The 25,993-nt window shown below is 69.7% G+C and carries 19 protein-coding genes; 13 read left to right on the forward strand and 6 right to left on the reverse strand.

Features of this window, described 5'->3' with window-relative positions:
- Positions 1-66: 66 nt before the first annotated feature.
- Genes frr through WFG93_RS06045 form a run of 5 tightly spaced genes read left to right on the forward strand, consistent with a single transcriptional unit; the run spans position 67 to position 3,432 of the window.
- Positions 67-621 carry a ribosome recycling factor gene (gene frr / locus WFG93_RS06025; protein WP_336645416.1) on the forward strand — a complete coding sequence of 185 codons (555 nt, stop codon included), beginning with the start codon at positions 67-69 and terminating at the stop codon, positions 619-621.
- 5 nt (positions 622-626) lie between these two features.
- The gene (locus WFG93_RS06030; protein ID WP_336645417.1) at positions 627-1,805 is read left to right on the forward strand and encodes a phosphatidate cytidylyltransferase; all 1,179 of its coding nucleotides are present in this window, start codon (positions 627-629) and stop codon (positions 1,803-1,805) included.
- A complete protein-coding gene (locus WFG93_RS06035) occupies positions 1,805-2,392 on the forward strand; it encodes a DivIVA domain-containing protein (protein WP_336645418.1) in 588 nt (195 codons plus the stop codon). Before WFG93_RS06030 ends, WFG93_RS06035 begins: the two co-directional genes overlap by 1 nt.
- 59 nt (positions 2,393-2,451) lie before the next feature.
- A complete protein-coding gene (locus WFG93_RS06040; protein WP_336645419.1) occupies positions 2,452-3,135 on the forward strand; it encodes a transglycosylase SLT domain-containing protein in 684 nt (227 codons plus the stop codon).
- A 9-nt stretch (positions 3,136-3,144) separates the two neighbouring features.
- On the forward strand, positions 3,145-3,432 hold the full coding sequence (locus tag WFG93_RS06045) for a hypothetical protein (protein WP_336645420.1): 288 nt from the start codon (positions 3,145-3,147) through the stop codon (positions 3,430-3,432).
- Between the two features lie 9 nt (positions 3,433-3,441).
- Here the strand turns inward: WFG93_RS06045 and WFG93_RS06050 are convergent, their stop codons facing one another.
- On the reverse strand, positions 3,442-4,521 hold the full coding sequence (locus WFG93_RS06050) for an AI-2E family transporter (RefSeq protein ID WP_336645421.1): 1,080 nt from the start codon (positions 4,519-4,521) through the stop codon (positions 3,442-3,444).
- A 153-nt stretch (positions 4,522-4,674) separates the two neighbouring features.
- On the opposite strand from WFG93_RS06050, the gene WFG93_RS06055 reads away from it, so the two are divergent.
- On the forward strand, positions 4,675-6,558 hold the full coding sequence (locus tag WFG93_RS06055; protein WP_336645422.1) for a glycosyl transferase: 1,884 nt from the start codon (positions 4,675-4,677) through the stop codon (positions 6,556-6,558).
- Positions 6,555-7,487, forward strand: a complete 933-nt coding sequence (locus WFG93_RS06060) for a tetratricopeptide repeat protein (protein WP_336645423.1) — start codon at positions 6,555-6,557, stop codon at positions 7,485-7,487. Before WFG93_RS06055 ends, WFG93_RS06060 begins: the two co-directional genes overlap by 4 nt.
- A 12-nt stretch (positions 7,488-7,499) precedes the next feature.
- On the opposite strand, the gene glgB is transcribed toward WFG93_RS06060, so the two are convergent.
- Genes glgB through glgX form a run of 3 tightly spaced genes read right to left on the reverse strand, consistent with a single transcriptional unit; the run spans position 7,500 to position 13,889 of the window.
- Positions 7,500-9,707, reverse strand: coding sequence for a 1,4-alpha-glucan branching protein GlgB (glgB, locus tag WFG93_RS06065; protein ID WP_336645424.1), 2,208 nt, complete (start codon positions 9,705-9,707; stop codon positions 7,500-7,502).
- Entirely contained in the window at positions 9,704-11,788 is a 2,085-nt protein-coding gene (locus WFG93_RS06070) for an alpha-1,4-glucan--maltose-1-phosphate maltosyltransferase (RefSeq protein WP_336645425.1), read from the reverse strand. Before WFG93_RS06070 ends, glgB begins: the two co-directional genes overlap by 4 nt.
- 31 nt (positions 11,789-11,819) lie before the next feature.
- Positions 11,820-13,889, reverse strand: coding sequence for a glycogen debranching protein GlgX (glgX, locus tag WFG93_RS06075; protein ID WP_336645426.1), 2,070 nt, complete (start codon positions 13,887-13,889; stop codon positions 11,820-11,822).
- Positions 13,890-13,994: 105 nt separating this feature from the next.
- On the opposite strand from glgX, the gene WFG93_RS06080 reads away from it, so the two are divergent.
- The 3 genes from WFG93_RS06080 to ligA all read left to right on the forward strand — a co-directional run bounded on the left by WFG93_RS06080 (position 13,995) and on the right by ligA (position 18,807).
- Positions 13,995-15,194, forward strand: a complete 1,200-nt coding sequence (locus WFG93_RS06080; RefSeq protein WP_336645427.1) for a cysteine desulfurase family protein — start codon at positions 13,995-13,997, stop codon at positions 15,192-15,194.
- A gap of 93 nt (positions 15,195-15,287) precedes the next feature.
- Entirely contained in the window at positions 15,288-16,385 is a 1,098-nt protein-coding gene (gene mnmA, locus WFG93_RS06085) for a tRNA 2-thiouridine(34) synthase MnmA (RefSeq protein ID WP_336645428.1), read from the forward strand.
- A 235-nt stretch (positions 16,386-16,620) separates the two neighbouring features.
- Complete coding sequence (gene ligA, locus WFG93_RS06090) at positions 16,621-18,807, forward strand: NAD-dependent DNA ligase LigA (protein ID WP_442928239.1); 2,187 nt, start codon at positions 16,621-16,623, stop codon at positions 18,805-18,807.
- Between the two features lie 146 nt (positions 18,808-18,953).
- On the opposite strand, the gene WFG93_RS06095 is transcribed toward ligA, so the two are convergent.
- On the reverse strand, positions 18,954-20,822 hold the full coding sequence (locus tag WFG93_RS06095) for a DEAD/DEAH box helicase (RefSeq protein WP_442928240.1): 1,869 nt from the start codon (positions 20,820-20,822) through the stop codon (positions 18,954-18,956).
- A gap of 56 nt (positions 20,823-20,878) precedes the next feature.
- Positions 20,879-22,579: a long-chain-fatty-acid--CoA ligase gene (locus WFG93_RS06100; protein ID WP_336645430.1), complete on the reverse strand. Its 1,701-nt coding sequence runs from the start codon at positions 22,577-22,579 to the stop codon at positions 20,879-20,881.
- Positions 22,580-22,626: 47 nt separating this feature from the next.
- Here WFG93_RS06100 and gatC point away from each other — a divergent pair, with 47 nt between their 5' ends.
- The 3 genes from gatC to gatB are packed head-to-tail and all read left to right on the forward strand — an operon-like array spanning position 22,627 to position 25,975.
- A complete protein-coding gene (gatC, locus tag WFG93_RS06105; protein ID WP_336645431.1) occupies positions 22,627-22,926 on the forward strand; it encodes an Asp-tRNA(Asn)/Glu-tRNA(Gln) amidotransferase subunit GatC in 300 nt (99 codons plus the stop codon).
- Positions 22,923-24,461 (forward strand): Asp-tRNA(Asn)/Glu-tRNA(Gln) amidotransferase subunit GatA, encoded by a 1,539-nt coding sequence (gene gatA, locus WFG93_RS06110; RefSeq protein WP_336645432.1) that lies wholly within the window; start codon positions 22,923-22,925, stop codon positions 24,459-24,461. The genes gatC and gatA overlap by 4 nt, the downstream gene beginning before the upstream one ends.
- Entirely contained in the window at positions 24,461-25,975 is a 1,515-nt protein-coding gene (gene gatB, locus WFG93_RS06115) for an Asp-tRNA(Asn)/Glu-tRNA(Gln) amidotransferase subunit GatB (protein ID WP_336645433.1), read from the forward strand. Before gatA ends, gatB begins: the two co-directional genes overlap by 1 nt.
- Positions 25,976-25,993: the final 18 nt, after the last annotated feature.

Here is a 25,993-nt window from a genome sequence, read left to right on the forward strand (position 1 = left end):
GCCGTTCAGGATCCGACCGCCGAGCGCCGGATAGAATCGTTCAAAACCACGACCTAAGGAGCCCCCGTGATCGCGGACGTCCTCGCAGATACCACCGCACGCATGACCCGCGCGGTCGACGCCGCCAAGGAGGACTTCGCCACGGTCCGCACCGGTCGCGCGAACCCTCAGATGTTCCAGAAGCTGATGGTCGACTACTACGGCTCGCCCACGCCGATCGCGCAGCTCGCGTCGATGGCCAATCCCGAGGCGCGCACACTCATCGTCACGCCGTATGACAAGAGCGCCCTCAAGGCGATCGAGCAGGCCATCCGCGACATGCCGAACCTCGGAGCGAACCCGACGAACGACGGCAACATCGTGCGCGTGACGATGCCCGAGCTGACCGAGGAGCGCCGCAAGGAGTACGTCAAGCTCGTGCGCTCGAAGGGCGAGGACGCCAAGGTGCAGGTGCGCGGCATCCGGCGTAAGGCCAAGGATCAGCTCGACGCGCTCAAGAACGAGGTCGGCGAGGACGAGATCGCCCGCGGCGAGAAGGAGCTCGATGCGCTGACGCGGCAGTACGTGGACGCGATTGACGACGCGCTCAAGCGCAAAGAGGCCGAGCTTCTCGAGGTCTGAACGGCATGGCAGGAGAGAACGATCCCGACGAGCAGCCGCTGACCCGGCGCGCTGCTCGTCGGGGCGATGCGCCGTCGGAGTCGGGGGAGAGCCCAGCGACCCCCGACGCGGAGGACGTCGACACCCCGGTGCGCGGAACCGCGCTCTCCGATGGGGCGTTCCCGACGTTCGACGCCCAGCGCATCCCACCGCGCCCTCCCATGCCGGCGAGCGGATCTGACGAGCACGACACGCCCCGCGAGCAGCGAGGCGCACGCGAGCAGTGGCGCGCCGCCCGTGGGGAGTTCGAGTCGCACGTGACGCAGGCCCGCGAGCAGTTCGACCAGGCGAACGCGCGCATCAAACAGCGCACCGGCCGCGATCTGATCGTCGCGATCCTCATCGGCGTCGGCTTCGGCGCGGTGCTGATCGCCTCGCTGCTGTTCATCAAGTGGCTGTTCATCCCGATCGCCGTCGCGGCCGGCCTCCTGGGCACCTACGAGCTGTCCCGCGCGCTGCGAGCCGGCGGGCGCCGCGTCGACGTCTGGCCGCAGCTCGTCGCGGGCACCGCCGTGCTGCTCACCGGCCCCTTCGCAGCCCTCTGGCTGAGCTGGGTGGTGCTGATCGCCGCCGTCGCCTTCGTCATCGTGTGGCGCATGATGGCGCAGATGATCGCGGCGGACGGCCGCACTTACGGCGCGGTGCTCGGAGACGTCCTCGTCGGCGCGTTCGTGCAGGTGTACGTGCCCTTCCTCACCTCGGTGGCGCTGATGCTGCTCAGCCGTGAGCACGGCGAGTGGTGGGTGCTCACCTTCGTCGCGGTGGCCGTGGCTGCCGACACCTGCGCGTACGCCGCGGGCCTTGCGTTCGGCAAGCATCCCATGGCTCCGCGGATCAGCCCCAAGAAGACCTGGGAGGGCTTCGCCGGCGCCGTGGTCGGATCGCTGGCCGTCGGCGTGCTGCTGGCCATTCTGCTGCTGCAGCTGCCCTGGTGGTGCGGGCTCGTGCTCGGCGGCGCGATCCTCGCCGTGGCGACACTGGGCGACCTGGGCGAGTCGATGCTCAAGCGCGACCTGGGCATCAAGGACATGAGCTCCTGGCTGCCCGGGCACGGCGGGCTGCTCGATCGGCTGGACAGCATCCTCCCGTCCACGGTTCCCGCGCTGGCGCTGTACCTCCTCTTCGCCCCTCTGATCGGATCCTGATGGCCCACGCAGATAGTGACGCGCCCGTCAGCGCCGCTGACGAGGCCCCACCCGCCTTCGCGGTGACCACCGGGCGGCAGCGTGGCTACCACCGCGCTGCAGTGGACAGCTTCCTCGACTCCGCGCGCGCCGCGTTCGAGGCGGAACGGACGGACTTCGGCGCCGACGACGTGCGCGCGGCGTCGTTCCCGCTCGTGCGCGAGGGCTACGTGATCGCTGACGTGGATGCCGCGCTCGCGCGAGTCGAGGACGCCTTCGCGCGGCGCACCCGGGAGCGTGAGATCCAGAAGGTCGGCGTCGACGTATGGGTGGCACGGGCCCGGGAGGACGCGCAGCAGGTGCTCGACCACCTGAGCCGCCCGGCGCGGGAGCGCTTCACGCGGACCAGCATCCTGAACTTCGGCTACCGCATCGAGGAGGTCGATCACGTCGCCGATCGCATCGTCGCATTCCTGCGCGACGGAGAGCCGCTCGCCGCCGAACAGGTGCGCGACGCCGCATTCCGCATGCAGCGCGGGGGGTACCGCGAGGAGCAGGTGGACGCGCTGCTGGACGCGACGGTCGAGGTCATCCTCGCGGTGCGCTGAGCGTTCCCGGTGAGTTCTCATGGATGTTCCAGGCACATGTGCGTAGACTCGGGGCCATCGTGACTCCCGATAACGAATTGATCTCGAACTCGACGCGCCCGAACGCCTCCGGTTCGAAGAAGACGCATTCCACGCGCCGCCGTGCCAGTGCCGTTCTGGCGAGCCTCGCGGTGGTCGGCATCTCCGCCGCCATGATGGCGCCGACCGGCAGTGCGGTCGCGGAGCCTGCTCCGACCGACGCGCCGCTCACCGCCTATTCGCTGGCCACAGCCGACACGCAGAGCATCACCGTCACCGTGGAAGGTGCGGCGATCGAGCCGGTGGCCCGCAGTGGCTTCGACGTCTACGTCAAGCCGAAGCCCAAGCCGAAGCCGAAGCCGAAGCCGCAGGTCGCCTCCGCGCCGAGCGGCTCGCGCTCGGGAAGCAGCACTCCCTCAGCCCCCTCACGACCGCAGTACAGCGGCGGGGGGTCCAAGGAGGACTGGATGAGCGCTGCCGGCATCGCCAGCGGTGACTGGGCGTACGTCGACTACATCGTCTCGCACGAGAGCGGCTGGAACCCCAACGCCACCAACGCCTCGTCCGGCGCTTGCGGGCTGGTGCAGGCGCTGCCCTGCAGCAAGGTGCCGGGCAACGGCTACAACCCCGTCGACAACCTGCGCTGGGGCAACGGATACGCGGTCGGGCGCTACGGCAGCTGGGCCGGCGCGTACAACTTCTGGTCGCACAACCACTGGTGGTGAGCCGACGGCATGCCCCGTTCGCATCGCCGTCGTCCTGAGCACTCCGCCGCAGAGGCGTCCTTCGACCGTCTCCTCACCGGCTGGAAGCGCACTGAGATCCGCCGCGGTCGCGAATGGACGGTGCAGCCGCTGTCGGCCGCCCAGGCGGTCAAGGAGTACCGCTGTCCTGGATGCGGCGGCACGGTCACGCCCGGCACGGCGCATGTCGTCGTGTGGCGCGCCGACGGTGTGCTGGGCGAGAGCGCGGATCTCGCCGCGCGCCGGCACTGGCACGAGCACTGCTGGCGCATCGCCTGACCCGAGGCGTCAGCGGTCGTTCATGCGAGGGATGAGCACCTGCCGGTAGATGATGAGGATGCTGGCGGCGACGGGGATCGCGATCAGCGCACCCAGCAGACCCAGCAGCGCACCACCGGAGAGGGCGGCGATCACGACCACTGCGCCGGGTACCGAGACGGCGCGGCTCATGATGCGCGGCGCGATGAAGTACGCCTCGACCTGCATGTAGATGAGGTAGTAGATCGCGGCCGCCAGGGCGGTGCCCGGCGAACCGACTCCGGGCAGCAGGCAGGCGAGGACGATGATCGTCGAACCAGTCAGGGTGCCCACCAGCGGGATGAGCGAGAAGAAGAACGCTACGACGGCGAGCACCGCCGTGAACGGCGCGTTGATGATCGACAGGTAGATCACGCTGAGGATGCCGTTGATCACCCCCAGTGAGACCTGACCCATCACGTAGTGACCGACGGAGTCGGTGATCTGGTCGGCGATGTCGATGAAGCGGTCCCGACGGGAGGCGGGGACCAGCTGATACACCGCGCGCTTGAGAGATGGTGTCGAGGCGGTGAGGTAGATGGTGAGGACCAGGACGATGAAGGCGCCGAAGAGCCCGGCGAGCACGGTGGCGCCCACGACGAGCACACCCTGGCCGATCCACTCCGTCCAGCCGGCGACGGTGCTCTGCCACTCGTCGCGCGCCATCCAGTCGTTGATGTACGCGAAGACCTCGTCGACGGCGAGGTTGGGGAACGTCGCCGTCATCCAGTCCCTGAGGTTCTGTATGGTGCGGGTGCCGTCCTGCAACAGTGGGCTGATCTTGGTGACGAGCTGGGAGATCTGATCGATCAGCACGGGAAGCACGATCAGCACGACGGCGGCGAACACACCGAGCACCGCGAGGATCGTCAGCAGCACCGCGCACCAGCGCGGCAGCCCCCTGCTCTCAAGGGCGGTGACCAGCGGGTCGAGCCCCAGGCTGAGGAACAGCGCGGTGCCGATGTACAGGATCACCGTCGACAGCGTCTGCACGCCGCTGATCAGGAGGATGCCCAGCCCGACGCCGAGCGTCGCCACCAGAGCGGTGCGGAACGGGCTGTGGATCTTCATGGCTCTCCTGATCGACCTGCGAAGAGCCTAGCGGTCGGCGTGGACACCGACGCGGCGCGGCTGCTCGTGGGCAATGCACAGGTGATTTCGCTAATCTGAAATGTCGAGCGGAGACCGTCGGCGAATGCCCGAGGTCACGTAAGGAGTTGATTCGTGCGTTTCGTATGGGCCGTCGTGGCCTTCGTGCTGGCCACGGTTCTCATCGGAGCCGGGATCGCTCAGCGCACCGTCTTCATGGGCCCGTCCGAAGAGCGGATGGAGCTGTCGGTCGATGACCCGCAGCCGTACGTCGTGGTGGATGCCGAGGTGCTGAACGCGCTGCCCGGGCTGCAGACCCTGCTGGTGCGCGGCGAAGGCGAGATCTTCGTCGCCTACGGCCGCTCCGCGGATGTGAAGGCATGGCTGTCGGATACGGCGTACACGGACGTCACGCTCGGCAAGAACGACAAGCCGAAGCGCACGACCGTCTCCGCGCAGCAGCCTCCGACGGCGGGCGGCGAGACCTCCGGACGCAACCCGGCCGGATCCGATCTCTGGCTCGACTCCTTCACCGACGAGGACACCCTCGTCACCAAGATGCAGCTCACCCCCGGCCACAGCGTGCTCATCGCGCGCGACGGAGCCGCGCCCGCTCCGTCGGAGATCTTCGTCAGCTGGGCACTCGACACGCGCACACCGCTCGCCGGGCCGCTGATGGCCGCCGGCGCCCTGCTGCTGCTGACCGGCGTCGTGCTCTACATCCTCGCCATCCGTCACCAGCGACGTGGCCGCGGCCCGCTGCGGAAGGGCCCGGCCCCGTTGCCCGAGACCGAGCCCATCGCCATCGCTCCCGCTCCGGTGCGGGAAGCAGTCGAGCCGTCCCCGCCGCGTGAGGCGATCGAATCCGACTCGGATGAACCGGCGCCCGCCGCGGATCCGGCACCGCCGCGCCCGCGCGACGCCGAGAACGGCCGGACCGAGCGCACCGCCGTTCGCCGTCGCCTCGCTCTCGGCGTACCGGCGCTCGCGCTCACCGCGATCCTCGCGACCGGATGCTCGGCGGAGTCCTGGCCCGACTTCAGTGCGGAGACCCCGACCCCGACGCCCACTCCCACGGTCGTCACTCCCGAGGGCCAGAAGCCTCCCGTGGTCACCGAGAAGCAGGGCCAGCGCATCGTCACGCAGGTCCGTGAGACGCTCGCGAAGGCGGACGCCGACCTCGACATCGACCTGGCTCAGACCAGGCTCGCCGGTCTGGCGCTCGACGGACGCAAGACCGAGTACACCCTTCGCGACAAGATCGCCGATCGGACTGGCGCCCTGACCGCCCCCCAGGACCGCGTCAAGATCCTGCTGCCCGAAGCCACCGACAGCTGGCCGCGCACCGTGCTGGCGCTGACGGTGTCCGAGAAGGACGACACGGTGCCGCCGGTGCTGCTCATGATGACGCAAGCCGATCCGTGGTCGAACTACCGCATCACTCAGATGGCAGACATGCCGGCATCCGCGGAGTTCCCCGACGTCGCGCCTGCCTGGCTGGGCACGACGCGCGTGCCCGAGGAGTCGCCGTTCCTCGCCCTCGCGCCCGCACAGCTCGCCGAGGCCTTCTCGAGCTACGTCGACGAAGCCGACAAGAGCGAGTTCGCCGGACGCTTCAACGAGACGGCGGAGAAGCTCGCGGCCAGCATCCGCGAGAGCCGCAATGCGATCGTGACCGGCCTCGCCGAGAAGAAGGCCGACAAAACCTCGAAGGTGACGTTCGACATGGCGCCGACCGACGCCGCACCGCTCTCGCTGGCCACGCTGGGCAGCGGAGCCGTCGTGGCCGTCAGCGTGACCGACACCGAGACCATCAAGCCGACCACCGGCGACGCGGTGATCCGCATCGGCGACAACGCCGAGGCCAGCGCGCTCACCGGCGTGAAGGAGTCCGGCAAGGGGTTCACGACCACGTACGGCATCCAGCTGTTCTTCTCCATCCCCGCACAGGGTTCCGACGACCAGATCCGCCTCCTGGCCTACCACCAGGACCTCCTCAGCGTGAAGGTGATCCCGTGACCGAAATCTCCGCTGCCGCGCTCCGCGGCGCCGTCGACCTCTCATCCCTGCGCAACCGCCCCGCCCAGCCGCCCGCGGCGGCGCCGGCGCCGGCGGAAGGCGGTGGCGACGTCGTCGTCGACGTCACCGACCAGACATTCGGCGACATCGTCGAGCTGTCGCGCTCGGTGCCCGTGGTGGTGGACCTGTGGGCGGAATGGTGCGGCCCCTGCAAGCAGCTGAGCCCGATCATCGAGAAGGTGACGCGCGAGCAGAACGGTCGCGTCGTGCTCGCCAAGGTCGACGTGGATGCCAATCCGCAGATCGCCCAGGCGTTCCGTGCGCAGTCGATCCCCATGGTGGTCGCACTGCTGGGCGGCCAGCCTGTGCCGATGTTCACGGGCGCGGTCCCGGAGGAGCAGGTGCGCGAGGTCTTCGCACGTCTGCTCGAGGTGGCGGCGCAGAACGGCGTGAACGGCTCGGTGCCGGTCGGTGATGCAGACGCCGCCACGGGGGAGGAGCCCGAGGAGGCGCCGCTGCCGCCGCTGCACGCGGAGGCGTTCGAGGCCATCGAGGCGGGCGACTACGCGCGCGCCATCAGCGCGTACGAGCGTGCACTCGCGGAGAACCCGCGCGACGAGGACGCGAAGGCGGGCCTCGGTCAGGTCCGGCTCCTGCACCGTGTGCAGGGACTCGACCTGCAGCAGGTGCGGGCTGCGGCTGCTGCTGCGCCGCAGGATCTCGACGTGCAGTTCCAGGTCGCCGACCTGGACATCGCGGGTGGCCACGTCGACGACGCGTTCGGGCGCCTGCTCGACCTGTTCGCCGCGGCGGATGCACCCGACCGCGCCCGCATCCGCACCCGCCTGGTCGAGCTGTTCGACCTGATCGGCGCGGGTGATGGGCGGGTGGCCGCTGCGCGCACCCGCCTCACCTCGCTTCTCTTCTGAACCCGCCCGCGCTCAGTACTGACTGGGCGTGGGCACGTGCGGCTCGGGCTGGTAGCGGAACCACAGCGTCGACAGCGCCGGCAGGGTGATCGTCGCGACGGCGGGCGCGTCGTCCGCCTCCCGGCGGGCGGTGATCATGCCGAGGTTCCCGGCGTCGTGACCGCCGAACATGGCGGCATCCGTGTTCAGGATCTCCTGCCACGCGCCCTCCGCGGGCAGTGCGAGACGGTGGCCGGTGCGGGTGACGCCGGCGAAGTTGGTGATCACCACGAGCCTGCCGCCGTGCGCGTCACGGCGCTCGAACGCGACCACGCTGGGATCCCAGGAGGGTGCGCCGAGCCGGCTGAACGAGCTGCCGTCGCTGTCGCGCTCCCACAGCGGCGCCTGCGTCCGGTACACGGTGTTGAGGGCGCCCACGAACTCCAGCAGCTGGCTGTGCGAGGGCTGATCGAGCAGCCACCAGTCCAGCTCCCGGTCGACCGACCACTCACCGATCTGGCCGAACTCCTGGCCCATGAACAGCAGCTTCTTGCCCGGATGGCCCCACATGAACCCGAGATAGGCGCGCAGGTTCGCGAGCTTCTGGTCATGATCGCCCGGCATGCGCGAGATGAGACTGCCCTTGCCGTGCACGACCTCGTCGTGGCTGATGGGCAGCAGGTAGTTCTCGCCGAACGCGTACACGAACGAGAAGGTGATCTCGCCCTCGTGATGCGAGCGGTGCAGCGGATCGCGCTTCATGTACTGGAGCGAGTCGTTCATCCAGCCCATGTTCCACTTGAAGCCGAAGCCGAGACCTGCGTGGTTGGTGGGGGCGGTCACGCCGGGGAAGGCGGTCGACTCCTCGGCGATCATCACGATGCCCTTGTAGCGCCGGTAGGCGGTGGCATTGACCTCCTGCAGGAAGCGGATCGCCTCGAGGTTCTCCCGTCCGCCGTGGATGTTCGGCTCCCACTCGCCGGCTCGCCGCGAATAGTCGAGGTAGAGCATCGAGGCGACCGCGTCCACGCGCAGACCGTCCACGTGGAACTCCTCCAACCAGAACAGGGCGTTGGCGACGAGGAAGTTGCGCACCTCGTTGCGTCCGTAGTCGAAGACGAGGGTGCCCCAGTCCTGGTGCTCACCGCGGCGCGGGTCGGCGTGCTCGTACAGCGCACGTCCGTCGAAGCGCGCGAGAGCGAACTCGTCCTTGGGGAAGTGCCCCGGCACCCAGTCCATGATGACCCCGATGCCCGCCTGGTGCAGGCGGTCGATGAGGTACTTCAGATCGTCCGGGGTGCCGTACCGGCTGGTCGCGGCGTAGTAGCCGGTCACCTGGTAGCCCCAGGAGCCGCCGAACGGGTGCTCCGCGAGCGGAAGGAACTCGACGTGGGTGAAGCCGGTCTGCTGCACGTGCGCGATCAGTGGCTCGGCCGCCTCGCGGTAGCTCAGCCCACCACGCCATGACCCCAGGTGCACCTCGTACACCGACATCGGCTGCGACACGGCGTGCCCGGCGGCCCGGCGGGTGAGCCAGGCGTCGTCGTTCCAGCGGTAGGCGCTGAGCGTGACGACGGATGCCGTGGCCGGGGGCACCTCGGCCTGCTGTGCCATCGGATCGGCCTTCTGCCGCCAGTGCCCGTCCGCCCCGCGGATCTCGTACTTGTAGCGGCTGCCGACTGCCACGTCGGGGATGAACAGCTCCCATACCCCGCTCGATCCCATCGAGCGCATGGCGTGTCCCTGGCCGTCCCAGCCGTTGAAGTCGCCGACCACGCGGACCGCGCCGGCGTTGGGCGCCCAGACGGCGAAATCGACGCCCTGCTCGCCGTCCAGGGCGCGCGGGTGCGCGCCGAGCACGTCCCAGAGCCGCTCGTGGCGGCCCTCGCCGATGAGATGCAGGTCGAGCTCGCCGATGGCGCTGAGATGGCGGTAGGGGTCGCCGGCGATCTGCTCTTCGCCGCCCTCGTAGGTCGTCGCGATGCGATACGGCACGGGCGGACCGTCGTGCGTGCCCTCCCAGATGCCGTGCGCGACGTGCTCGAGATCGAGTCGGGTGCCATCGTCGAAGACGAGCTGAACGCTGCGCGCCAGTGGCCGGCGCACCCGCACGGCGGTGCCCGTGCGTCCGACGGCATCCGTGCGCGGATGCGCTCCGAGGATCGAGTGCGGGTCGTGATGCGTGCCCTGTGCGGCACCGGCCCATTCCGCAGAGGCCGAGACGTCTTCGAGGTAGCTCATGGTCGCTCCTTCACCTTCAGGATGTGCACCGGCTCGGCGAACGCGTCGAGGCGCACGTAGTTGTGATCGGTCCAGGTCCACTCCGCGCCGGTGAGCAGGTCCTCGACCTGGTAGGAGTGCCCGGGCTCGACGCCCCAGATGCGCGTGTCCAGATGCACGGTGGTCTCGCGCACCGAGTGCGGGTCGAGGTTGGCGACGACGATGATCGTGTCCGCCGCACCGGTCGTGGTGAACGCCGCGTCGAGGTGCTTGGAGTACACCAGCACGGCGTCGTCGTCGCTCCAGTGCGCGGCGAAGTTGCGCAGCTGGCCGAGCGCGGGATGTGCGCGGCGGATCTCGTTCAGTCGCCGCAGCAGCGGGGCGAGCGATTCGCCGTTCTGCTCGGCGCCCTCCCAGTCGCGGAACTTGTACTCGTACTTCTCGTTGTCGATGTTCTCCTCGGAACCCGGCCGTGCGACGTTCTCGATGAGCTCGTAGCCGGCGTACACGCCCCAGACCGGGGCGGCGGTCGCGGCGATGCACGCGCGGATGCGGTACGCCGCCCTTCCGCCGAACTGCAGGTACTCCGTGAGGATGTCGTGCGTGTTGACGAAGAGGTTGGGCCGCATGTAGTCACTGGTCTCGTGCGACACCGAGGTGAGGAACTCCTCGAGCTCGGCCTTGGTGTTGCGCCAGGTGAAGTACGAGTAGCTCTGCTGGAAGCCGACGGCCGCGAGCGCACGCATGACGGCGGGGCGGGTGAACGCCTCGGCGAGGAAGATCACCTCCGGGTGCTGCGCGTTGACCTCGCCGATGAGCCACTCCCAGAACTGCAGCGGCTTGGTGTGCGGGTTGTCGACGCGGAAGATCTTCACGCCCAGACCCACCCAGTGCAGCACGACACGCAGCATCTCCGCATAGATCCCGGCCGGATCGTTGTCGAAGTTCAGCGGATAGATGTCCTGATACTTCTTCGGGGGGTTCTCGGCGTACGCGATCGACCCATCCGGGAGCGTGGTGAACCATTCGGGGTGCGTGTCGACCCACGGATGGTCGGGGGAGGCCTGCAGGGCGAGGTCGAGTGCGACCTCGAGACCCTCCTTCGCGGCAGCGCGGACGAAGGCGCGCAGATCCTTCTCGGTGCCCAGTTCCGCGTGGATGGCGTCATGGCCGCCCTCCGCGGATCCGATCGCGTACGGCGAGCCGGGATCCCCGGGCTCCGCCGTGAGGGTGTTGTTGCGTCCCTTGCGGTTGGTCGTGCCGATGGGATGGATCGGCACGAGGTAGATCACGTCGAACCCCATGCCGGCGACACCGGGCAGCCGCTTCGCCGCGGAGCGGAAGGTGCCGCTCTTCACCGAGCCGTCCTTGCGGCGCACCGCGCCCTCCGAGCGGGGGAAGAACTCGTACCAGGCGCCGACGCCGGCCCGCTCCCGCTCCACGCGCAGGGGCATCCAGTCGGTGACCGAGCCGACCGAGGCGATCGGGCGAGCGGCGAACGCCGCCGCCAGGGCCGGGTCGACGGCCACGGCGCGCAGCGCCTGCGCATCCGCCGCGGACTCTGCGCGGCGCAGTGCGGTCGCGGACGCCCGCAGCGTCCGCAGCTCGGCGGCGGGGCGGTCCTTCTCCTTCACCGCCGCTGCGAGCAGCCGCGCACCGAGCGCGCACATCACCGGCACGTCGACGCCGGCGACGGCCTTCACATCGGCGGCGTGCGCCCAGGTCGCGAAGTCGTCGGCGAAGGACTCGAACCGGTACTGCCAGGTGCCGGCGGCATCCAACGCGACGGTGGCGCGCCAGCGGTCGGTGCCGTCCTCCAGCGGGGTCATGTCGTGCAGCGTCTCCGCGCCCTGCGGGTCGGCCAGACGCAGATGCACGCCGATGCGGTCGTGGCCCTCGCGGAACGAGACGACGTCGAACGGCACGGCCTCGCCGACGAACGCCTTAGCCGGGTAGCCCTGCGGCACGTGAGGTCGAGGATCGAACAGCGGGATGCGGCCGGCGCTCAGTCCCGCTCGCGTGATGGTCTCGGCGGCTGGGCGCAGAGGGATCTGGGCGGGGCTTCTCAGGCCCGCAGATGCTGATGCTCGCTGTGCTGCCACACCTTGAATGTACCGTGCGAGCGGGTGGGCGTCACTCCACTCGGAACAGGCGCATCGAGGTGCCGGGGATCGGCAGCACCTCGCCGGGCAGGTGGCGGCGCTCGTCGGCGGAGGGCCTCTCCTCTGCGCTGGACCACAGCGGGATGAAGCAGCCGGCGCCGTCGAGATCCTTCGGCAGACGCACGTCGATGGGGGTCTCGGTGCCGTGCACGATCAGCAGGATGCGGTTGCTGCGGCCGTCCTCCGGAGCGCTGGCGGCGACGTACTGGAGGGTGCGGTGACGCGGATCGTTCCACTGCTCAGCCGACATCGTCCTGCCGTCCTGATCGAACCAGTCCATCTCTGACGCGCCGGGGACATGCTCGCCGATCACCGCGTAGCGCGCGGGTCGCAGGGCGGGATTCTCCGCGCGCAGCCGGGTCAGCAGCGCGACGTGCGCCAGCAGGTCCTCCTGCCAGGGCTCGTGGTTCCAGTTCAGCCACGTCAGCGGCGAGTCGTGGCAGTAGGCGTTGTTGTTGCCCCGCTGAGTGCGGCCGAACTCGTCGCCTGCGGTGATCATCGGAATCCCAGCCGAGAGCAGCAGGGTGCCCATGAGGTTGCGCATCGCCTTCCGGCGCGCGGTGAGGATCGCCGGGATGTCGGTGTCGCCCTCGACGCCGTGGTTGAAGGAGCGGTTGACGTCAGCGCCGTCGCGGTTGCTCTCGCCGTTGGCCTCGTTGTGCTTGACGTCGTACGCGACGAGGTCGTGCAGCGTGAAGCCGTCGTGCGCCGTGACGAAGTTCACGCTGGCGAGAGGCCCGCGCTCCGGATCGTAAGTGTTCGCGGAGCCCGCGAGGCGGTTCGCGAACCCGCCGACGCCGACGGGTGCGGTCGCCCGGCGCGCGTAGTCGATGTCGCTGAGCCAGAAGTTGCGCACCCGGTCGCGGTAGCGGTCGTTCCACTCGCTCCAGCCCGCCGGGAAGTTGCCGGTCTGCCAGCCGCCGAGTCCGACGTCCCACGGCTCGGCGATGATCTTCACGTCCTGCAGCGCCGGGTCGTCGTGGATCGCGCGCAGCAGCGGATGCTCGAGGTCGTACTCGTGCGCGGCGTTGCGGAACAGCGATGTCGCCAGATCGAAGCGGAATCCGTCGATCTGCATCTCGGTCGCCCAGTAGCGCAGCGAGTCGAGCACGAGGCGGGCGGCGGCGTCGGTGGCGGTGTTGACCGTGTTGCCGACGCCGGTGGTGTCGATGTAGGCGCCGTCGGGCTGCTGGCGGTAGTACAGGGCATTGTCGATTCCGCGCAGGCTCGAGCGCGGACCGCCGATGCCCTCCTCGCTGGTGTGGTTGTAGACCACATCGAGGATCACCTCGAAGCCCGCCTCGTGCAGCAGCTTCACCATGCCCTTGAACTCCGCGAGGACGGCCTCGGGGCCGGCCTTGCGGGCCGCTTCCGTGGCGTAGGCGGTGTGCGGGGTGAAGAAGTTCAGGGTGTTGTAGCCCCAGTAGTTCGTGAGCCCGCGCTCGAGCAGACGCGGCTCGGGCATGAAGGCGTGCACCGGCAGCAGCTCGATGCTGGTCACGCCGAGCGAGCGCAGGTGCGCGGTCATGGCGGGATGTGCGAGCCCGGCGTAGGTGCCGTGCAGGGCCGTGGGAACACCCGGATGGCGCTTGGTGAGCCCCTTGATGTGACCCTCGTAGATCACGGTCTCGTCGAGCGGGATGCGTGGCTTCTGCACCCCGCCCCAGTCGAACCCGTCGGCGATGACGACGGAGCGCCACAACTCGTACCCGTCGCCCTGCGCCAAGCCGCGCGAGTACGGATCCAGCAGCAGCGCCTCGGGATTGAACACGTGCCCGGGACCGTGCGGCCCGTCGACGCGCAGCGCATAGCGCGCGCCCGGGTGCAGCAGCTCGGTGCTCACCTGCCACACGCCGCCGGCGCGGCGCTCCAGCGGCAGGGTGGCGGTCTCCCAGTCCAGATCGTCCTCGTCGAAGAGCACGAGCTCGATCGACGAGGCGTTCTGCGACCACACGCGCAGAGTTCCCACCCCGTCGTGCAGGCGCACGCCGAGGTCGTCGAGAGCGTCGCCACCGGGCGGCGGCGTGGGCAGGGCGGGCATGAGCAACAGCGTAAGTCCTCGCGGGGCGCACTGGTGAATCCGAGTCTCACCGGATCCGGCTCTGAGTGTCGTCAAGGGTGCGCACAGGGGTGCGAAACTGGACGCATGCGCGTGTACCTCGACCATGCGGCCTCGGCGCCGCTGCGAGCGAGCGCGCGCGAGGCGTGGTTGGCCGCGACCGAGCATGTGGGCAACGCGTCCTCGACTCACGGCGCGGGGCAGACGGTGCGACGGATGCTGGAGGACGCTCGGGAGAGGGCCGCGGCGGTCCTGGACTGCGAGCCGATCGAGCTGGTGTTCACCTCGGGGGGCACCGAGTCGATCAACACCGCGCTGCGTGGCCTGTGGGCGGCCCGCCGCCCGGGCACGGAGGTGCTCGTGCTGCCCGACGCTGAGCACCACGCCACCCTCGACACGGCGGCGGCACTGACAGCCGAAGGTGCACGGGTGCGCCCGGTGTCGGTCGATGGGCTGGGCAGAATCGACGTCACGGCGTTCGCCGCCGCTCTCGCGGACGGGCGCGGCGCGGCGCACGACTGGGTCGGCGGGACCGCTGGTGCGGTGGCGCTGGCGACCGCGCTGGTGGCGAACAACGAGGTCGGCACGGTCAACGATGCCGCCGAACTCAGCGCGGCAGCCGCGCGAGCACAGGTGCCGCTTCATCTCGACGCGGTGGCCGCCTGCGGGCAGCTTCCGCTGTCGTTTCGCCGGCTGCGCGGCGACGCCGACGCCGGAGCGGGTCTGGTGGCGATGAGCGTGGCGGGGCACAAGATCGGCGCACCCGCCGGCACCGGCGCGCTGGTGGTCGCCCGCACAGCCCGGCTCGCCCCGCTGCTGCACGGCGGGGCCCAGCAGCGCGGGCTGCGCGCCGGCACGCAGGACGTCCCCGGGGCGGTCGCCCTGGCGACGGCGCTGGAGGAGACGGAGGCGCAGCGCGAGAGCGAGAGCGTGCGGCTCGCCGCGCTGCGCGACCGGCTCGTCGACGGCATCCGGCACTCCGTTCCCGCGGCGGTGCTGCTCGGCGATCCCGCACTGCGACTGCCGGGCAACGCGCATCTGCTTTTCCCCGGTGCGGTGGGGGAGAGCCTGCTGTTCCTGCTCGACATGGCCGGCATCTCCGCGTCGACCGGGTCGGCCTGTCAGGCGGGGGTCGCGGAGCCCTCGCACGTGGTCATGGCGATGGGACGCAGCGAGCGCGAGGCTCGCAGCGTCCTGCGCTTCACGCTGGGTGCGCGCTCGACCGACGCGGACGTCGATGCGGTGATCGCGGTCATCGGGGATGCCGTCGCGCGTGCATCCCGCTAAGCCCGGCACCTGCGCGGCTGGTTCCACTGCCCGTTGCCTGTTCCACTGCCCATTGCCGGGGCCCGTCCAGACGTGCGCTCGTAGACTGAGGGCATGCGAGTTCTGGCGGCGATGAGTGGCGGGGTGGATTCCGCCGTCGCGGCGGCACGCGCCGTCGACGCCGGGCACGACGTGGTCGGAGTGCACCTCGCGCTGTCGCGCGCGGGCGGCACGCTGCGCACCGGCAGCCGTGGCTGCTGCACGGTGGAGGATGCGATGGATGCGCGGCGGGTGGCCGACCTGCTCGGCATCCCGTTCTACGTGTGGGACTTCTCCGAGCGCTTCCGCGACGACGTCATCGACGACTTCATCTCGGAGTACAAGGCCGGACGCACGCCCAACCCGTGCCTGCGCTGCAATGAGAAGATCAAGTTCGCCGCGCTGCTCGAGCGCGCGATCGAACTGGGTTTCGACGCGGTCTGCACGGGCCATTACGCCACCCTCGTCGACGGGTCCGGCGGGCTCGAGCTGCATCGCGCATCGGACTCCGCGAAGGATCAGTCCTACGTGCTGGGCGTGCTGATTGCCGAGCAGCTCGCGCACACCTACTTCCCGCTCGGGGACACGCCGTCGAAAGCGCTGGTGCGCGCTGAGGCCGCACAGCGCGGGATCACCGTCGCGCAGAAGCCCGACAGCCATGACATCTGCTTCATCCCGGACGGCGACACGCGCGGCTGGCTCGCCGAGAAGGTCGGCACCGCCGCCGGCGACGTCGTCGACCGCGCGGGTGCCGTCGTAGGCGCGCACGACGGCGCGCACGCGTTCACCGTGGGCCAGCGGCGCGGTCTGCGCCTGGGAGTGCCGGCGCCGGACGGCAAGCCGCGGTTCGTCCTCGAGGTGCGGCCGGTCTCGAACACGGTCGTGGTCGGACCCAAGGAGGCACTCGCGATCGCGGAGATCTCCGGCGAGCGGTTCTCGTGGGCCGGAGCCGCCCCGGTGGCATCCGATTTCTCGTGTGAGGTGCAGATCCGCGCGCACGCGGATCCGGTGCCCGCGCGTGCGTTCGTGAGCGATCGCGGGGTGCGGGTGGTGCCGGCGAACCCGCTCGACGGCGTCGCGCCAGGGCAGAGCGCCGTGCTGTACATCGGCACTCGCGTGCTCGGCCAGTTCACGATCGACACGACCGTGTCTGCGCTGCCCGTCGGCGCCTGAGTCGCTCTCGTCGACCTGGGCGGGGCCGTGAAAGTGCGGGCGGTGCGCGCGGCGGGCGCGGACGCGTCAAGGGCCTGGGGATGTCGGTGGCCGCTCGTAGACTTGCGGGGTGCCCGACAAGCTGATTGACGCCCGCATCGAAGCCGAAGAGCTCACCACCCGCATCCTCGAGGCGAAGGACGCCTACTACGGTCGCGACACCTCTCTGGTCGACGATGCCACGTACGACGGATGGATGCGACGGCTCGAGGAGCTCGAGCGGCTGCATCCGGAGCTGCAGGGACAGGACTCGCCGACGCAGATGGTGGGCGCGGCCGGGGAGACCGGGCTGGCGACGATCGAGCACGCGGAGCGGATGCTCAGCCTCGACAACGTCTTCTCGATCGACGAGCTGCGCGACTGGGCGATCAAGACCGAGGCCGCGGCAGGTCGCGACGTCGCCTGGCTGACCGAGCTGAAGATCGATGGTCTGGCGATCAACCTGCGCTACGAGCACGGCGTGCTCACCTCCGCGGCGACGCGCGGCGACGGCCGGGTGGGGGAGATCGTCACCGAGAACGCGCTGCGACTGGCCGACATCCCCGAGAGGCTGCAGGGGGAGGGGCATCCGTCGATCGTCGAGGTGCGTGGCGAGGTGTTCATCCCGGTGGCGGCGTTCGAGCGGTTGAACGCCGCGCAGGCGGCCTTCCGCGACCGGGTGTACGACGAGTCACGACAGCGCTGGGAGGAGAGGCCGGGCGCGAAGCGTCCCTTCGACGAGGAGCGGGCGCGCACCGCAGCTGCACGCCGTTTCCCCGCGTTCGCGAACCCCCGCAACGCCGCCAGCGGCGGATTGCGCCAGCAGATCGACAAGAAGAGCGGTCTCGAGCTGGAAGCCGGTCTGCTGCGCATCGAGTCGCTCTCGCTGTACGTGCACGGCGTGGGCGCGTGGACGAACCCGCCCGTGGCGGCGCAGAGCGAGGTCTACGAGCTGCTGTCGCAGTGGGGTCTGCCGACCAGCCCGCACACGAAGGTGTGCCACAGCATCGATGAGGTCGCTGAGTACGTGGCGCACTTCGGTGAGCACCGGCACGACATCGAGCACGAGCTCGACGGGATCGTCGTCAAGGTCGACGAGCTCGCGCTGCACGACGAGCTGGGCACCACCAGTCGCGCACCGCGCTGGGCGATCGCCTACAAGTACCCGCCCGAGGAGGTGCAGACCCGGCTGCTCGACATCGTCGTCTCCGTCGGCCGCACCGGCCGGGCCACGCCGTTCGCGGTCATGCAGCCGGCGCACGTGGCCGGTTCCGTCGTGCGTCAGGCGACGCTGCACAACAAGGACGTCGTCAAGGCCAAGGGCGTGCTGATCGGCGACACGGTCGTGCTGCGCAAGGCCGGGGATGTCATCCCCGAGGTGCTCGGTCCTGTCGTCGAGAAGCGCGACGGGTCCGAGCGCGAGTTCGTGATGCCCGAGGAGTGCCCCGAGTGCGGCACGCCGCTGCGGCCCATGAAGGAGGGCGACATCGACCTGCGGTGCCCGAATGCGCGCTCGTGCCCCGCGCAGGTGCGCGGTCGTGTCGAGCACATCGGCTCACGCGGTGCGCTCGATGTCGAAGCGCTCGGCGAGGTGACGGCAGCGGCGCTGACCCAGCCGAGCAGGCCCAGTGATCCGCCGCTGCACACCGAGGCGGGGCTGTTCGATCTGACCCTGGAGCAGATCGTGCCCATCGAGGTGATCGTGCGCGACTCCGAGACCGGTCTGCCCAAAGAGGACGACGATGGCGTGGTGAAGACCCGCTCGCCGTTCCGGCGCAATCCCACCGCTGCCGAGAAGAAACATGGCCTCGTCGGGCCGCAGCCGTCGTCGCAGGCAGTGAAGCTGCTCACCGAGCTCGAGAAGGCGAAGACCAAGGAGCTGTGGCGCCTGCTCGTGTCGTTGAACATCCGGCACGTCGGCCCCGTCGCGGCGCGCGCCCTCGCGCAGTGGTTCGGTTCGTTGGACGCCATCCGCGCGGCCAGCCGCGACGAGCTCGCCGCCGTGGAGGGCGTCGGCGGGATCATCGCGGATTCGCTGCTCAGCTGGTTCGAGGTGGACTGGCATCAGGACATCGTGCAGCAGTGGGCGGATGCCGGTGTGCAGTGGTCGACGCCCGGGCATCCCGGTCCCGGTGCTGCGGCCGCGCACGGCGGTGTGCTCGACGGGCTCACGATCGTCGCGACGGGTTCGCTTGAGGGGTACTCCCGGGAGGGCGCAGAGGAGGCGATCATGAAGGCCGGCGGCAAGGCGGCATCCTCGGTGTCGAAGAAGACCGACTTCGTCGCCGCCGGTCCCGGTGCGGGCTCGAAGCTGGCGAAGGCGGAGGCGCTCGGCGTGCGCATCCTGGACGCCGCCCAGTTCCACATCCTCGTCACTGAGGGTCCCGCCGCCCTCGACTCCTGACCCCTCCCTCGAGAGGGGTCAAAACATGCCGCATGCAGGGCGCGCATTCCGCATTTTCTGACCCCTCTCACGTGAAGGGGGGTCAAGAAATGTCGGATGCGGGGGTGCGGATGCGACGTTTTCTGACCCCTCTTGGAGGGGGAGGGTCAGTTGCGGTGGCGCGGCTTGCGCTCGTCGCGCGAGTAGCCGTCGCGGGAGTAGCCGCCGCGACGGTCGTCACGGCCAGGACGGTCGTCACGACTGTCGTCGCGAGGCGAGCGGTCGCTGTCGCGCGGACCGCGACGGTTCGGAACGCCGCGATCGGGGCGGATCTCGATGAGCTTCCCGGAGATGCGCGTGTCGCGCAGGCGGTCGAGTACCGAGGGATCCAGGTTCACCGGCAGCTCGACGATCGAGAAGTCCGGCTTGATGGCGATCGCGCCGAAGTCGTCGCGACCCAGACCGCCCTCGTTCGCCAGCGCACCGACGATCTGCCGCGGCTCCACGCGCTGGCGCCGGCCGACCTCGATGCGGTACGGCGCGTAGTCTCCCCGCCCGCGCCGCTCACGCGGTCCTCGGTCGCCTCGGTCGCCCCGGTCTCCTCGATCGAAGGAGCGCTCGTTGCGCTCGCGCGGGGGGCGGTTGTCACGCTCCACCGCCCGCGAGAGCGCATCGTTCTCGGGGTCGAGCAGCAGCGGGGTCTCGCCCTGCGCCACCACGGCCAGCGCCGCGGCGACATCGGCCTCGGGCACGTCGTGGTTGCGGACGTAGTGCGCGATGATGTCGCGGAACGCCTCGATGCGCCGAGTCTCCTCGAGCGCCGCAGTGATCGCGTCATCGAAGCGCGCGAGGCGGGTGGTGTTCACGTCCTCGGTGGTCGGCAGCTGCATCTGGGTCGGGGCCTGGCGGGTGGCCTTCTCGATGTGCTTGAGCAGGTAGCGCTCGCGCGGCGTGATGAAGCTGATCGCGTCACCCGTGCGGCCGGCGCGGCCGGTGCGGCCGATGCGGTGCACATACGACTCGGTGTCGGTCGGGATGTCGAAGTTGACGACGTGGCTGATCCGCTCGACGTCGAGTCCGCGCGCGGCGACATCGGTCGCCACCAGGATGTCGAGCTTGCCGTCCTTGAGCTGGTTCACGCTGCGCTCGCGCTGCACCTGCGGCACGTCGCCGTTGATGGCGGCGGCGGAGTATCCGCGGGCACGCAGCTTCTCGGCCAGGGTCTCGGTCTCGTTCTTCGTGCGGACGAAGATGATCATCCCGTCGAAGTTCTCGATCTCGAGGATGCGGGTCAGGGCGTCGACCTTCTGCGCGTAGGAGACGACGAGGTAGCGCTGCGTGATGTTGGTGTTGGTCGCGGTCTTCGACTTGACCGTGATCTCCTCTGGATCGCGCAGGTACTGCTGCGCGAGGCGACGGATGCTGGCGGGCATGGTGGCCGAGAACAGCGCGACCTGCTTCTCCTCCGGAGTCTGCGCGAGGATCTGCTCGACGTCCTCGGCGAAGCCCATCTTCAGCATCTCGTCGGCCTCGTCGAGCACGAGGTAGCGCAGCTGCGACAGGTCGAGCGTGCCCTTCGCGAGATGGTCCATGATGCGTCCGGGCGTGCCGACGACGACGTCGACGCCGCGGCGCAGCGCAGACAGCTGCACGCCGTAGCCCTGACCGCCGTAGACGGGCAGCACGTGCACGCCCTTCATCTTCGTCGAGTACGACTCGAACGCCTCGCACACCTGCAGCGCCAGCTCGCGGGTGGGCGCGAGCACGAGCGCCTGCGGCGTCTTCTGCCCCGGCTCCAGTCGCTCGAGCACGGGCAGCGCGAACGCCGCGGTCTTGCCCGTGCCGGTCTGCGCCATGCCGACCACGTCACGGCCCTGCAGGAGCGTGGGGATCGTCGCCGCCTGGATGGGCGAGGGGGTCTCATAGCCGAGGTCTTTGATCGCCTTGAGCAGCGAGCCGGTGATGCCCAGATCCTCGAAGCTCGGACCGGTCACGCTCTCTTCAGCGGCGTCGGTCTCGGGGGCGGCAGGGGCGATGTCGTCGGCAGTCACCTGTCAACGATAGTGCCTGAGCATGGGAGACTGCTGGCCGTTCACTCCCCGGAGGTGAGGGCGAGCAGGCGCTCCTTCACCTGCCGGCGCAGCACCTTGCCGATCAGCGACTTGGGCAGCTCGTCCACCACGAACAGGCGCCGCGGCACCTTGTACGGAGTGAGGATGCCGCGCGCGAACGCACGGATCGCCTCGACATCCGGATCGGCGCCGGGCTCGACGACGATCGCGGCGACGACCTCCTCGCCGGAGCGGTCGCTCGGAAGGCCCACGACGGCCGCGTCGACGACATCCGGATGCTGGCGCAGAGCGCCCTCGACCTCGGTGGGCGCGACGTTGAAGCCGCCCGTGATGATGAGCTCCTTGATCCGGTCCACGATGCGCACGAACCCGCGCTCGTCGATCGTGACGATGTCGCCGGTGCGGAACCACCCGTCGACGAACACGGCCTCGGTCTCCTCGGGCTTGCCGTAGTAGCCGGAGAACACTTGGGGTCCGCGCACGATCAGCTCGCCCGCGGAACCTGCCGGCACGTCGACCGTCGGGTTCTCGGGGTCGACGACGCGGCACTCCGTGCCGGGCAGTGGCAGGCCCACCGTGCCGGCCACGCGGTTGTCGCTGACCGGGTTGGCCATCAGCACGGGGGAGCACTCGCTCAGGCCGTATCCCTCGACGAGGTAGCCGCCGGTCGCCTCCTCGAAGGGCACCACGAGGTCATGCGACAGCGCCATGGCGCCCGAGATCGCGACCTCGGTGCCGGCGAGGGAGACGCCCTTCTCCGTCGCGGCGGCGAGCAGCCGCTCGGCGATCGGCGGCACGAGGGGAAGGAAGGTGGCCGGATGCCGGCGGGCGACGTCGAGCACGAGATCGGGATCGAACTTCGGGAAGAGCACCAGCCGCGCGCCCATCGACATCGCGAAGGTGAGACAGAGCGTCAGCCCGTAGGCGTGGAACATCGGCAGCACGGCGTACACCACGCAGCCGTCTCCGCGCGTGATCGAAGGCACCCACGCACGCGCCTGGGCCGCGTTGGCGAGCAGGTTGCGATGGGTCAGTGCGGCGCCCTTCGGCGTGCCGGTCGTGCCGGACGTGTACTGGATGATCGCGAGATCGTCGGTCGCCGGCCGGGGGTGCGTGGCGGGGATCGGGTCGGATGCCACCACGGAGTCCCAGCTGATCGCACCCCGCACCCTGGAAGTCAGTGCATCCCGGGACTCGCGGGCCTTCGCGATCGGCAGCTTCAGCATGAGCTGCATGGCGGCCGGCATCGCCTTGGTGACGTCCACGGAGATCAGGCTGGTGACGGCCAGGTCGACAGGGAAGTCCTGCACCGTCGCGACGACCTTGCTCCACACGATCGCGTGCTTGGCGCCGTGGTCCTCGAACTGCTTGCGCAGCTCGCGAGCCGTGTAGAGCGGGTTGTGCTCGACGACGACGGCGCCCAGACGCAGCACGGCGTAGAACGCGATGATGTGCTGCGGGCAGTTCGGCAGCACCAGGGCGACGGGGTCGCCCGCGCGCACACCCAGGTCGCGCAGTCCGGCCGCCGCCCGATCGATGGCATCTTGCATCCGGCGATACGTCGTCTCGCGGCCGAAGAACTGCAGGGCCGGCGCCTCCGGGAAGTCGCGCGCGGAGGCTTCTACGATGGCGACCAGCGAGCCGCTGATCTCGTCCAGGTCCTCGGGAACACCGTCGGCGTAGCTTGCGGTCCAGGGGCGAGGAGGCACGAACGTCGTCACCTCTTCAGCTTACGTGTGCACCCCCGGCGCTCTCGTAGACTGTCGTGGTGTCTGAAATCACCCCTGATCTCGTGCGCCATCTCGGCGTGCTCGCGCGCATCCAGCTCTCCGACGACGAGGTGAGCCGGCTGACCGGTCAGCTCGACGCCATCGTCGACAACATCGCGAAGGTCTCGCAGGTGGCGACGCCCGACGTGCCGGCGACCAGCCATCCGATCGCGATGAGCAACGTGTACCGGCCGGACGAGGTGGGCCAGACCTTGAACCGCGAGCAGGTGCTGCAGAACGCACCGGATGCCGTCGACGGACGCTTCCGCGTCACCGCGATCCTCGGAGAAGAGCAGTGAACGACATCATCCGCCTGTCCGCCGCGGAGCTCGGCGAGAAGCTGACCGCCGGCGAGATCTCGAGCGTGGAGGCCACCCGGGCGCACCTCGACCGCATCGCCGCCGTCGACGGCGACGTGCACGCCTTTCTGCACGTGAGCGACCACGCCCTCGACGCCGCCGCCGAGATCGACGCCCGCCGCGCCGCGGGCGAGCAGCTCGGCCCGATCGCGGGCGTGCCACTGGCCGTCAAGGACGTGCTGGTGACCACCGACATGCCTTCGACGAGCGGCTCGAAGATCCTTGAGGGCTACATGTCCCCGTTCGACGCCACGGTCGTCGCACGCGCCAGAGCCGCCGGCCTCGTGCCGCTGGGCAAGACCAACATGGACGAGTTCGCCATGGGGTCCTCCACGGAGTTCTCCGCCTACGGCCCCACGCGCAACCCGTGGGACCTCGACCGCATCCCAGGCGGTTCCGGAGGCGGCTCCGCCGCCGCTGTCGCGGCGTTCGAGGCTCCGTTGGCACTCGGCTCCGACACCGGCGGTTCCATCCGTCAGCCCGCCCACGTGACGGGGACCGTCGGCATCAAGCCGACCTACGGCGGTGTCAGCCGGTACGGAGCGATCGCCCTGGCATCCAGCCTCGACCAGGTCGGCCCCGTGACCCGCACCGTGCTGGACTCCGGCCTGCTGCACGACATCATCGGCGGACACGACCCGAAGGACTCGACCTCCCTCGCCCATGAATGGCCCTCGTTCGCCGCCGCCGCCCGCGAGGGCGCGAACGGCGAAGTCCTCAAGGGACTCAAGGTCGGTGTGATCAAGGAGCTCGCGGACTCGGGCTTCCAGCCGGGCGTCGCCGCGTCGTTCCGCGACTCGCTCGCGCTGATGCAGGGGCAGGGCGCGGAGATCGTGGAGATCTCCGCCCCGCACTTCGAGTACGGCGTGGCGGCGTATTACCTGATCCTGCCCGCCGAGGCCTCCAGCAACCTGGCGAAGTTCGACTCCGTGCGCTTCGGCCTGCGCGTCACCCCCGACGGCAATCCGACGGTGGAGGATGTCATGTCCGCGACGCGCGAGGCGGGCTTCGGGCCCGAGGTCAAGCGCCGCATCATCCTCGGCACCTACGCGCTCTCGGCCGGCTACTACGACGCCTACTACGGCAGCGCGCAGAAGGTGCGCACGCTCATCCAGCGCGACTTCGACCGGGCGTTCGCCGAAGTGGACGTCATCGCGACGCCGTCGGCACCGACCACCGCGTTCCGCATCGGCGAGAAGATCGATGATCCGCTGCAGATGTACCTGAACGATCTCACCACCATCCCCGCGAACCTCGCCGGTGTGCCCGGGATCTCTATCCCGTCCGGTCTCGCGGCGGAGGACGGGCTGCCGGTCGGCATCCAATTCCTCGCGCCCGCGCACGAGGACGCCCGTCTGTACCGCGTCGGCGCCGCTCTCGAGGCTGCGCTCATCGACTCGTGGGGCGCGCCGCTGCTGTCGAAGGCGCCCGCCCTTCGACAGGCTCAGGGACCCAAGGAAGAAGGAACCCGCTGATGGCCGCCGCCAAGCTCATGGACTTCGACAAGGCTCTTGAGATGTTCGAGCCCGTGCTCGGCTTCGAGGTGCACGTCGAGCTCAACACCCGCACGAAGATGTTCTCGGATGCGCCCAACCCCGCCAACGACGAGTTCCATGGGGCGGAGCCGAACACGCTCATCGCGCCGGTCGATCTCGGCCTGCCCGGTTCGCTGCCGGTGGTCAACGCGACGGCCGTGCGCTCGTCGATCAGTCTGGGGCTCGCGCTGGGCTGCTCGATCGCCGAGTCCAGCCGCTTCGCTCGGAAGAACTACTTCTACCCGGACCTCGGCAAGAACTACCAGATCTCCCAGTACGACGAGCCCATCGCCTTCGAGGGATCCGTCGAGGTGGAGCTCGAGGACGGCACGCTCGTGACGATCCCGGTCGAGCGCGCGCACATGGAGGAGGATGCCGGCAAGCTCACCCACATGGGTGGGGCGACCGGCCGCATCCAGGGTGCGGAGTACTCGCTGGTGGACTACAACCGCGCCGGCGTGCCGCTCGTCGAGATCGTCACCAAGCCGATCTTCGGCGCCGAGCACCGTGCTCCGGAGTACGCCAAGGCGTACATCGCCGCGATCCGCGACATCGTGCGGGGCCTCGGGATCTCCGAGGCGCGTCTCGAGCGCGGCAACCTGCGCTGCGACGCGAACGTGTCGCTGCGGCCCCGCGGACAGGAGAAGCTGGGCACGCGCACCGAGACGAAGAACGTCAACTCGATGCGCTCGGTCGAGCGCGCCGTGCGCTACGAGATCCAGCGTCAGGCCGCGATCCTCGCCGACGGCGGGACGATCATCCAGGAGACGCGGCACTGGCACGAGGACACCGGCACCACGTCGCCGGGCCGACCGAAGTCGGATGCCGACGACTACCGCTACTTCCCTGAGCCCGACCTGCTGCCCGTTCAGCCGTCGCGCGAGCTCGTGGAAGAGCTGCGGGCCGCGCTGCCCGAGCAGCCGGTCGCACGTCGTCGTCGTCTCAAGGCCGACTGGGGCTTCACTGACCTGGAGTTCCAGGATGTGCGCAACGGCGGGCTCATCGATGAGGTCGAGGCCACGATCGCGGCCGGTGCGGCCCCGGCTGCGGCGCGGAAGTGGTGGACGGGCGAGATCACCCGCATCGCCAATTCTCAGGAGCGCGATGCGAGCGGGCTGATCGAGCCCGCCGACGTCGCCGCTCTGCAGGGCCTGGTGGATGCCGGGACTCTCACCGACAAGCTCGCCCGTCAGGTGCTCGAAGGCGTCATCGCCGGTGAGGGATCGCCGCAGCAGGTCGTCGACGCGCGCGGACTGGCGGTGGTCTCCGACGACGGCGCGCTGATCGCCGCGATCGACGACGCATTCGCGGCCCAGCCCGACGTGCTGGCGAAGATCAAGGACGGCAAGGTGCAGGCCGCCGGAGCGGTCATCGGCGCGGTGATGAAGGCCATGAAGGGTCAGGCCGACGCCGCGCGCGTGCGCGAGCTGATCCTCGAGCGCGCCGCGCAGTGATCTTCGGTGCCACCGACG

Source organism: Microbacterium sp. USHLN186 (assembly GCF_037145155.1).
In the GTDB taxonomy this organism is placed as follows: Bacteria; Actinomycetota; Actinomycetes; order Actinomycetales; family Microbacteriaceae; genus Microbacterium.

Excerpts from the sequence above, each read along its gene's own strand:
- mnmA (WP_336645428.1), top strand. The coding sequence starts at position 15,288 with ATGCGAGTTCTGGCGGCGATGAGTGGCGGGGTGGATTCCGCCGTCGCG.
- WFG93_RS06050 (WP_336645421.1), bottom strand. The coding sequence starts at position 4,521 with ATGAAGATCCACAGCCCGTTCCGCACCGCTCTGGTGGCGACGCTCGGC.
- WFG93_RS06030 (WP_336645417.1), top strand. The coding sequence starts at position 627 with ATGGCAGGAGAGAACGATCCCGACGAGCAGCCGCTGACCCGGCGCGCT.
- glgB (WP_336645424.1), bottom strand. The coding sequence starts at position 9,707 with ATGAGCTACCTCGAAGACGTCTCGGCCTCTGCGGAATGGGCCGGTGCC.
- gatB (WP_336645433.1), top strand. The coding sequence starts at position 24,461 with ATGGCCGCCGCCAAGCTCATGGACTTCGACAAGGCTCTTGAGATGTTC.
- ligA (WP_442928239.1), top strand. The coding sequence starts at position 16,621 with ATGCGACGGCTCGAGGAGCTCGAGCGGCTGCATCCGGAGCTGCAGGGA.
- WFG93_RS06080 (WP_336645427.1), top strand. The coding sequence starts at position 13,995 with ATGCGCGTGTACCTCGACCATGCGGCCTCGGCGCCGCTGCGAGCGAGC.
- WFG93_RS06045 (WP_336645420.1), top strand. The coding sequence starts at position 3,145 with ATGCCCCGTTCGCATCGCCGTCGTCCTGAGCACTCCGCCGCAGAGGCG.
- WFG93_RS06035 (WP_336645418.1), top strand. The coding sequence starts at position 1,805 with ATGGCCCACGCAGATAGTGACGCGCCCGTCAGCGCCGCTGACGAGGCC.
- glgX (WP_336645426.1), bottom strand. The coding sequence starts at position 13,889 with ATGCCCGCCCTGCCCACGCCGCCGCCCGGTGGCGACGCTCTCGACGAC.